This is a genomic window from Micromonospora sp. S-DT3-3-22, from assembly GCF_015354745.1.
GTDB lineage: Bacteria > Actinomycetota > Actinomycetes > Mycobacteriales > Micromonosporaceae > Micromonospora > Micromonospora wenchangensis.
In genome coordinates this window covers 1-9,159 of record NZ_JACGMO010000188.1, presented here as the reverse complement: position 1 = coordinate 9,159, position 9,159 = coordinate 1, and the positions used below count along the sequence as shown (strand labels likewise).

Below are 9,159 nucleotides of genomic sequence, written 5' to 3'. Positions count from 1 at the left end.
GACGGGGTGAACTTCGCCGGGCCGAAGTAGCCGGCGGCGTCCACCTCGGCGCGCGGCGGCGCGGGCGCGGCGAGCATGTCGACCAGGCGTCCGGCACCCGTGCGGACGTGGGCGACGAGGTCCCGGACCGCCCAGGGCGGGCACGGGGTGGGCCGGTCCAGGTCCGCGTCGGTCAGCGTGGACAGGACCACCGCCAGCCGGGCGCACTCGGCACGGAACGCCGTACCCACCGGCGTCGGGGCGGGTGCCGGCGGGTCGGCACGCCTGCCGCCGTCACCGGGGTACGCTGCGTCCATGGTCCCAGCCTCGCATCTGGTTTCGCCTGCGGTGTGGCCGGGTAGCCGCGGCGGGCCGAGGAGAGGGGGCGGTCGCCAGATGGCCGGGTTGATGTTGCGCAGCACCGCGTTCACCGATCACGACCTGCTGCCGGGGCGGTTCGCCCGCGACGGGGGCAACGTGTCGCCGCCGTTGCAGTGGTCCGACGTGCCACCGGCGGCCACCGAACTGCTCCTGCTGGTGGAGGACCCGGACGCCGGGCGCAGTCCGTTCCTGCACTGGCTGGTCACCGGCATCTCCCCCATCTCGGACGGGGTGGCCGAGGGTGCCCTGCCGCCGGGCGGCCGGGCGTGGCCCAACGGTTTCGGCGGCACCGGCTGGGGTGGGCCGCACCCGCCGCAGGGTGAGGAGGCGCACCGGTACTTCTTCCGGCTGTACGCGTTGGAACGTCCCCTGGACCTGGCGGACGCGCCGCAGGCGGCCGACGTGCACGCGGCCCTCGCCGGCCGGGAACTGGCCAGCGGCACCATGGTCGGGACGTACCGGCGCTAGCGTCCGGTCAGCCCTTCCAGCGGGGCACCAGGCGGTGCACGGAGAGCAGCACCAGGGCCGCCACCACCCCCATGGTGCCGGCGATCCCGGCGGCGCTGCCGGCGTACCCGATGAACAGGGTGCGGCGGGTCAGTTCGTCCACCGGCACCTGCTGCTGGTCGAGCAGGCCGGACAGGGCCAGTCCGCAGCCGAGGACGGCGAGCAGACCACCGATGCCGAGCACGCTGGCGGCCACCTTGTGGGCGTCGTCGGGGGCGACCTGTGCCTGCTCGTGCTGGAACACCAGCAGCAGCAGGCCGGCCAGCGCCGCCCAGACCCCGACGACCAGGAAGGCGGCGACCGCGTCGCTGGGCCGGTGCCAGCCGGCGGAGAGGGTGGCCACCCCGGCGACGGCGGCGTACGCGGTGCCGAGGAACGCCCCGAGGACGCGTACCTTGGCCGGCAGCACCAGGATCAGCGCCAGCGCCACCGAGGCGGCGATGGTGGTGTGTCCACTGGGCAGGCTGTTGCCGACCGCGTCGCGTTGCGGGTCGATGCCCAGCGCGGGCCGGTCGATGACGTACTTGAGCACCTGGGTGGTGACGTTCGCCCCGGCGATCAGCAGGGTGGCCGAGATGGCGAGCGCCTTGCGGCCCCGGATCAGGGCGATGAAGAAGATCACCACGGTGGCGGCGAGCAGGGAGACCACCGACATGGCGTTGAGGATCCGGTTGACCAGACCGTCGATGCGGTCCTGGCCGATCCGGTTGCCGGTCAACGCGACCGTGTCGAGCCACTGCCCGGTCCCGGTGTGCACGGCGAACCGCCACACCAGCAGAAAGGCCGCCGTCTGGGCCAATGCCAGCACGACCAACCAGACCGCGGTCCAACCCCTTGCCGTCGCACGCACCCGCACACCGTAGCGGCACGCGCGGCACGTCGCGCGTGGGCCCACCGGGGCGGTCCGGATACCTTGACACGGGACCACGGGAGGTGACGGTGACCGGTACACCACAACACGGACGACCGACCCGGCAGCCGCCGGCCGGGGACCCGCCGACACCGCACGGGCCGGGCCCGCAGCCACCGGCCGGGCAGCCGACAGACGCCGTGCCACCGGCCGGGAGCCCGGCCGACACGCAGCCGGCGGGACGGGGTCCGGCGGTAGGACGGGGTCCGGCGGGGCCGCCGGATCAGGTGGAGTCGTTGGCCGGCCTGCTCGGCGGGCGCGGTGGCGCGATCGACGCGACCCTGCCGCCGGTGGCGTTCACCGCCGGCTGGCTGGCGACCGGACGGTCGGTCGTCGGCGGGGTGGCGGTGGCGGTGCTGGCCGGCACGGCGGTGGCGCTGTGGCGGTGGCGGCGCGGGGACCGCCCCCGGGCGGTGCTGATCGGGCTGCTGGCCGTGTGCCTGGCCGCCGTGGTGGCGCTGCGCACCGGCCGGGCGGCCGATTTCTTCGCGGTGCAGGTCTTCTCGAACCTCGCCAGCGCGCTGGTCTGGATGGTGAGCATCGTGGTACGCCGGCCGCTGCTCGGCGTGGTCGTCGGGGCGGCGCTGCGGCAGCGGGGACGGTGGCGGCGCGACCCGGCGCTGCTGCGGGCGTACGGACGGGGCAGTTGGGTGTGGGCGGCCACCTATGTGCTGCGGGTGGCGGTGTTCCTGCCGCTGTGGCTGGGCGGGCAGGTGGTCGCGTTGACCGTGGCCCGGGTGGCGTTGACCTGGCCGCTGGTGGCGGCGGCGCTGACGGTGAGCTGGGTGGTGATCCGCCGGTCGCTGCCGGCCGGCCATCCGGGGCTGCGGCACCCGGTGGAATCCGGGTGAGCCGGGCCTGCCCGGTGCCGACGTGTGGCGCGGGGTGCCGGGGGCACAGACGTTAACGGAGAGGCCGCCACGGGGGGAGCGGCCTCTCCGATCAACACGGTACTCCGTCATAGGGCGTCGCGTTATCCCGCGCGCGCTCTTTTTTCGCCGCTTTCCCGCCGGGGCGGGAAAGGGGGATGGTGGGGTGGGCCGGCCGCTCCGCTGCGTCGGCCGGACGGTCGACCCACCCCCGGCCTGACCGTGGGAATCAGGCCGCCCGCCGACCGGGCTGTCCGCTCCCCCGGGCCCGGTCGGCCTCCGGGTGGGCGGCGCCGCGCCACCCACCCGGCAGGGTCAACTCACCCGTTCGGGAAGAGCATCCCGTAGTCCGCGTACGCCATGGCGATGTCGGACTGGGCCCAGAACCGGTGGTAGTTGAAGGTCGGCTCGGGGCCGCCCTTGAGGTACGCGTCGACCTTCGGCCAGTCCGGGTCGTTCTTGTAGAACGACCGGATGTCCAGGAAGCTCTTGCCGGCGGCGATGGTGTCACCGTTGGGCATCTTCCCGGTCCAGCCCGGCGGCACGTAGAGGCCCTGGCCGTCGGCGGCGTTGTAGACGTCGTCGAACCGCTTGTAGTCGCCGCGGGTCTCGGTCGTCGACACACCCTTGCTGTCGCTGGCCGCCGAGAGCGCGTCCAGCAGGCCCTTGCCGGTGGTCTTCGCCTGGGTGTTGCCGGACTTGGCCGCGTAGGCGATCAGGGTCCGGGCGAGGGAGCCGGTGACACCGACGTCCTGACCCTTCGAGCTGACCTCCACGTGCAGGCCGGTGTTGGCCGCCGGGCTGCTCGGGTTCCAGTTGGCGGGCTGGCCCGTCCACTTCAGCTCGGACGGGACCGACCAGTTGGTGCCCAGAGTGGTGTTGGCGATCGCCCACGGCACCCACTTGTCGAGCAGGGCCTTGGCCTTGGTGTTGCCGGTCTCCAGGTACAGCTCGGCGATGCGCTGCATCGACCAGACCTGCATGCCGAACCACTGGTTCGACGGCGGGTCGTTGTAGACCGGGTCGACGTCGTAGAACATGCCGTAGAAGGTGGCGGTGCCCGACGGCGGCTGGGCGTAGCTACCGTCCCAGCTGTTGGTGGCGCCACCGGCGATGCCGCCCTCGGCCGACTGGAGCCAGGTGTAGAACTCCAGCTGCCGGTCGAGGCTCTTCTGCCAGTCCGCGACGGCGGTCGGGGACTTCGGCTTGAGTTCGCTGATGTTGGTCATCGCCCAGGCCGCGAACGGGTTCTGGTAGCCGAAGTGGCTGTGGCTGGAACCGATCCGCCACGACCAGCCCGCGCTGGCGTCGTACGCGCCGCCCCAGGCGTAGTACCAGGACAGCAGGTAGTGCGCCGAGTCCTTGCCGGTGCCGGCGGGGCAGGTGCTCGCCCCGACGCAGTTGCCGATCTTCTTGAAGTACTTGTCGTACATCGCGTACCGCAGGTAGTCGCCCATCTTGGCGGCCTTGGCCACGGTGGCGGCGACGTCGGCCTGCTTGCCCTGCGCCTTGGCCCAGGTCAGCGCCCAGTACGCGGCCTGCACGGCGCGGGCGTCGGCGTCCGGGGCGTTGGTGTACTTCCACTGCTTGGCGGGGGCGCCCGAGTCCTTGACGAACAGGTCGAGGTAGCCGTACTGACCGCCGTGCTTGAAGGTGTCGCAGGACGGCTGCGGGATGGTCTCCCACACCGACTCCTGCGTGCCGCGCTGGAAGGTGTTGATGTACGCCGGCTTGGTGGTGCCGTCACCGCAGCGACCGAAGCCGTAGGTGTTGTCGACGTCCATCAGCCAGTGCATGCCGTAGATGTCACCGGTGCCGTAGGTGGACTGCAGCTCCGAGCGCAGCGGGTCCTGGCCGACGGAGACGCTCGGGTTCAGCGCCGACGGGTACTGGCTGGGCAGGTTGTACTCGGCGGCGTACTGCGGGGTGCCGGCGACGCCCGCGGTGGGCTGGTCGGCGTGCGACGGGATGATGTACTTCTCCATCACCGTCCAGGCGTTGTTGAACGGCGACCAGTTCTGGGTCACCCGGCCGTAGTAGGCCTCCAGCCACAGCCAGTAGCTGAACGCCTCGGAGGTGGTCTCGTGGCCGTGGTCGGGCGCCTCGACGATCAGCGTCTCGATCGAGTGGTACGGCACGCCCTCGGGGCTGAAGTAGCCCGAGTTCTTGATCTTGCCGTACTGCTCCAGGAACTTCGCCACGTAGGCGTTGTCCCCGCCGGGGGTGTCGTTGTCGATCTCGGTGGCGGTGACCACCACCGAGGAGACTCCGGTGCCGGCCGCGGTGATGGTGGCGGTGCCACCGGCGGTGTCGGTGTCCTCCGCCGCGGCGACCGTGACGGTGACCCCGGTGTTCCAGTTGCTCGGGGTCAGCGTGACGCTGGTCGGCGAGACCGTGATGTCGCTGTCACCGGTGCGGGTGAGGGTGACCGGCACGTTGCCCGACGGCGCGGCGCTGAGCTTGAGGTTGAAGGTGGTGCTGCCACCCTCGTTGACACTCACCGAGGAGGGCGTGGCGACCAGCGCCGGGCCGGTGGCCGCGTTGACGGTGAACGACTTCTCCGACACGCCGATGCCGTTGGCGTTGTCGTACGCCTTCGCCTGGACCGTGTAGCTGCCGGCCGGCAGCGAGGTCAGCGTGTACGCGTACGGCGCGGAGGTGTCGGTGTTGACCAGCAGGCCGTTGCGGTAGAACTCGACCTTGCTGATCGTCCCGTCCGGGTCGCTGGCGGTGGCGGTCAGCGGCACGTCGGCCGGCGCGGTGAACGGGCCGGAGGGCACGCCGAGGGTGACCGTCGGCGGCTGGTTGGCCGGGGTGCCGTTGCACGGGGTGCCGTTGAGGGTGAACGACGTCGGCTTCGGGTTGCTGCCCGAGTAGGAGCCGTTGAAGCCGATGGTGGTGGAGCCCCCGGTCCCGATGTTGCCGTTGTAGGACTCGTTGGTCGCGGTGACCTCGCTGCCGCTCTGGCTCCACTTCGCCGACCAGCCCTGGGTGACCCGCTGGCTGCTGTTCGGGAAGGTCCACTTGAGCGACCAACTGCTGAGCGCGTCGCCCAGGTTCTTGATGGTGACGTTCGCGGTGAAGCCGCTGCCCCAGTCGTTGGTGGCGTAGACCACGTCGCAGGCCGGCGCGGCCTGGGCCGCGCTGGCCGGCAGGCCCACCCCGCCGATGGCGAGTGCGGTGGCGGCGAGCATCGCCGTGCGGCGACGTCTTGCCATGAGTCTCATGTGCGCGGTGTCTCCTCGGACCGGGCCGGGGCTGCGGGCCCCGGCGGAGGCACCTCCACGCGCTGTCACAGGGGTGCGCGGGGGGACGGAGGTGCCGGAATGGTGGTCGGTCCGGCCGGTGGGCCGGGGCAGGGACGGGGTACGGCCGCTGCGGCCGTCGTGCCGTTCCTTCGGGTGCCGTCCGGGAGACCCGGATGCCCTCGGCGACCCATCACTCGCGCGTGTCTGGCTCCGCTGCGTTGATTCGACAGTGTGCCATGGAAGCGCTCCCACAACAACTACCTCTGTCGAAACGCAGGTCGATGTTTCGATCTCGTTTAGGGGCTTTCACAAAGCCGTGACGGGCGTTACAGTCGCAGCATCGCCGATGGGAGCGCTTCCATCGACGGAGATGCAACAAGTGAAGGTCACAACCGTGGTCGCCCGACCACGGGGTTCAGCCCGAACGGCTGACGACGGGCCAGCCCGGACACCGTCGCCAGCCACACCCCACCATCACGGAGGGAGGTGGAACCAGAGCCACTCGCGTGGCCCGGCTCCCGCGCGACACGCACGGCCGGACGCCAATTCGAGCGTGCGTGTGTGCAACACAGGTGGGGACGGGGGTTGCCCTCCCCCGTCCCCACACTAAACCCCCGTACTCGACGGGAAAAGAGGCCGACGGGTCAGGCGTGCGCGCCGCCCGGCCGGCCTCGATCGCTATCTGCCCCTCGGCAGATCGGCCGACCGTCCCTGACGACGCCCGTCACACTCGCCATTCCCCATCCCGGCCGCCCACGCGCGGCCCTCTAGGCTGGCGGTCCGCCCCCGAGGCGGCCGGGCCGTCGCACGCCCGCGCTGGGAGCGCTCCCGGCCGTCGGGGTGGCCCGCACCCTGAGGAGAAACATCCATGTCGATACTCACCCGGCGACGCCTGCTGCGCCGCGCCGCGCTCTCCGCCGCCGCCACCGCCGGCGCCGGGCTCTCCGCCGCCGCCACTGGCGCCGGACTGACTGCGGCCACCGGCGTCCTCGCCGCCGGCTGCGACGCGCCGAAGGGTGGCGATCCGACCGCCGACCCCGCCGCGGAGCGGGTGCGTTTCCCGCACGACTTCGGCTGGGGCGCCGCCACCTCGGCGTACCAGATCGAGGGCGCCGCCAAGGAGGACGGCCGGGGCGAATCGGTCTGGGACACCTTCAGCCACACCCCCGGCCGCACCCGCAACGGCGACACCGGGGACGTGGCCGCCGACCACTACCACCGCTGGGCCGACGACCTGGACCTGATGCGCGACCTCGGGCTGCGCAGCTACCGGTTCTCCATCTCCTGGCCCCGCATCCAGGCCGACGGCACCGGCAAGCCCAACCAGCGCGGGCTCGACTTCTACAAGCGGATCATCGGCGGCCTGCACGAACGCGGCATCGCCCCGATGGTCACCCTGTTCCACTGGGACCTGCCGCAGGCGTTGCAGGACGACGGCGGCTGGGAGAACCGGGACACCGCCCACCGGTTCGCCGACTACGCCGACGTGGTCTTCCGGGGCATCGGCGACCAGGTGCCGGTGTGGTTGACCGTCAACGAGCCGAAGACCGTGGTGCAGAACGGCTACCTCTGGGGCCACCACGCCCCCGGCCGGCAGGACTCCGACGCCGCCTACCTGGTCGCCCACCACCTCCAGCTCGCCCACGGCCTCGCCGTGCGCGCGCTGCGGGCCACCGGCCACGACACCCGGATCGGCCCGGCGCTGAACCTGCACCCGTGCTACCCGGCCGACGACAGCCCGGCCGCGGCCGCCGCCGCCAAGCTGCACGACGGGTACGAGAACCGGCTGTACCTGGACTCGATCCTCACCGGCGCCTACCCGGCCGACGTGTTGGCCGACCTCGGCCCGGACAGCCGGATGGCCAAGGGCATCCGCGACGGCGACCTGGCGACCATCGCCAGCCCGGTGGACCTGCTCGCGGTGCAGTACTACACCCCGCTCTACCTGACCGGCAACGGCAACACCGTCACCCGCTGGCCCACCAGCGAGGCGGACTGGCAGCAGATCTACCCGCAGGGCATGTACGACATCCTGACCCGGGTCACCCGCGACTACGGGCCGATCCCGATCACCGTCACCGAGAACGGCCTGCCCTGCCCGGACACCCTCGGCCCGGACGGCACCGTCGACGACGCCGGCCGGATCGCCTTCCTGCGCGACCATCTCACCGCCGCCCACCGGGCCATCGCCGACGGGGTGCCGCTGGAGAGCTACCACGTCTGGTCGCTGCTCGACAACTTCGAGTGGGCCGAAGGCTACGACCAGCGCTGGGGACTGGTCTACGTGGACTACCCGACCCAGCGGCGGATTCCGAAGCGCAGCGCCCACTGGTACCGCCAGGTCATCCGGGACAACGGCCTGTAGGCCGTCGACGGAGCGGGAACGCCACCGGCACGGCCGGACCGCGTGGGGGCGGTCCGGCCCGGCAGCCGAACGACGGCCGGGCAGCCGACCGGAGGCCCGTCAGCGGGGCAGCGCCTGCTGGAGTTCCGCGCGCAACGCCGGGGTCAGCATCTCGCCGGCCTGCTTGGCCAGCCGGGCCATCTCGTAGCCCACCACGCCGATGTCCGCGTCCGCGCCGGCCAGGGTGGCCAGGATCGAACCGTCCCGGATCTGCATCACCAGGAAGTAGCCCCGGCCCATCTCGACCACGGTCTGCTTGACGACGTCCCCGTCGAACATCTGGGCCGCGCCCGCGGTGATGCTCATCAGCCCCGAGGTCACGGCGGCCAGCTTGTCCGCGTGGTCGCGGGGCAACTGCGCCGAGATCGCCACCAGCAGACCGTCCGAGGAGACCACCACCGCGTGCGCCACCCCGGGCACCCGCTCGGCGAACGCGTTGACCAACCAGTTCAGGTCACGCGCCTCCTGGCTCAGTGTCATCACTGTCGTCCTCCTTCGCTGCGCGCACCCGGCGGCAAGATTAACTCGGTGGTCTCCTCGGCCTCGGCACGGCGCACGCCGCTGTAGAGCCGGGACAGCATCCCGCCCACCGCCTCCGGGTCCGGGTCCTCACGGACCCGGGCCGACGGCGGCCGGGCCGGCTCGGTCACCGAGGTCAGCTGGGCCATCGGCACCCGCACCGGCAACCCCCGGTCGTTGGTGCCACCGGTGACCGGGACCAGCGGCGGCGCCGGGGTGTTCCCACCCAGGGTGGCCGGCGACGACGGGGCGGGGCCCTGCCGGGACCACCAGCCGCCGTCGGCGGGCGGGGCCGGTGGCCGCACCTGCGCGGCGCGGGCCGGGAGCTGGTTGGGCGGCGAC

General features: G+C 72.3%; 7 protein-coding genes and 1 pseudogene. 3 read left to right on the top strand and 5 right to left on the bottom strand.

The annotated features are described in order from the left end of the window. The coding region (locus H1A17_RS32260; RefSeq protein ID WP_194823652.1) for a maleylpyruvate isomerase N-terminal domain-containing protein at positions 1 to 296 on the bottom strand (296 nt) is incomplete at its 3' end. Positions 297 to 375: 79 nt separating this feature from the next. Here H1A17_RS32260 and H1A17_RS32255 point away from each other — a divergent pair. Next, entirely contained in the window at positions 376 to 828 is a 453-nt protein-coding gene (locus tag H1A17_RS32255) for a YbhB/YbcL family Raf kinase inhibitor-like protein (RefSeq protein ID WP_145920763.1), read from the top strand. 7 nt (positions 829 to 835) lie between these two features. On the opposite strand, the gene H1A17_RS32250 is transcribed toward H1A17_RS32255, so the two are convergent. Continuing rightward, a complete protein-coding gene (locus H1A17_RS32250) occupies positions 836 to 1,723 on the bottom strand; it encodes a phosphatase PAP2 family protein (protein WP_194823651.1) in 888 nt (295 codons plus the stop codon). Positions 1,724 to 2,004: 281 nt separating this feature from the next. Between H1A17_RS32250 and H1A17_RS32245 the strand changes: the two genes are divergently transcribed. After that, positions 2,005 to 2,628 carry a DUF3159 domain-containing protein gene (locus H1A17_RS32245; protein ID WP_375372849.1) on the top strand — a complete coding sequence of 208 codons (624 nt, stop codon included), beginning with the start codon at positions 2,005 to 2,007 and terminating at the stop codon, positions 2,626 to 2,628. A 338-nt stretch (positions 2,629 to 2,966) separates the two neighbouring features. On the opposite strand, the gene H1A17_RS32240 is transcribed toward H1A17_RS32245, so the two are convergent. Beyond that, positions 2,967 to 5,873: a glycoside hydrolase family 48 protein gene (locus H1A17_RS32240; RefSeq protein ID WP_145920765.1), complete on the bottom strand. Its 2,907-nt coding sequence runs from the start codon at positions 5,871 to 5,873 to the stop codon at positions 2,967 to 2,969. Between the two features lie 889 nt (positions 5,874 to 6,762). Here H1A17_RS32240 and H1A17_RS32235 point away from each other — a divergent pair. Beyond that, entirely contained in the window at positions 6,763 to 8,259 is a 1,497-nt protein-coding gene (locus H1A17_RS32235; RefSeq protein ID WP_228544656.1) for a GH1 family beta-glucosidase, read from the top strand. Between the two features lie 99 nt (positions 8,260 to 8,358). On the opposite strand, the gene H1A17_RS32230 is transcribed toward H1A17_RS32235, so the two are convergent. Together H1A17_RS32230 and H1A17_RS32225 are read right to left on the bottom strand one after the other, a co-directional pair. After that, on the bottom strand, positions 8,359 to 8,772 hold the full coding sequence (locus H1A17_RS32230) for a roadblock/LC7 domain-containing protein (RefSeq protein ID WP_204926246.1): 414 nt from the start codon (positions 8,770 to 8,772) through the stop codon (positions 8,359 to 8,361). 5 nt (positions 8,773 to 8,777) lie between these two features. Further along, positions 8,778 to 9,159 (bottom strand): annotated as a pseudogene (locus tag H1A17_RS32225) (ATP-binding protein); the annotation flags it as partial.

Coding starts and splice junctions, on each gene's coding strand:
- H1A17_RS32240 (WP_145920765.1), bottom strand. CDS start 5,873: ATGAGACTCATGGCAAGACGTCGCCGCACGGCGATGCTCGCCGCCACC.
- H1A17_RS32235 (WP_228544656.1), top strand. CDS start 6,763: ATGTCGATACTCACCCGGCGACGCCTGCTGCGCCGCGCCGCGCTCTCC.
- H1A17_RS32255 (WP_145920763.1), top strand. CDS start 376: ATGGCCGGGTTGATGTTGCGCAGCACCGCGTTCACCGATCACGACCTG.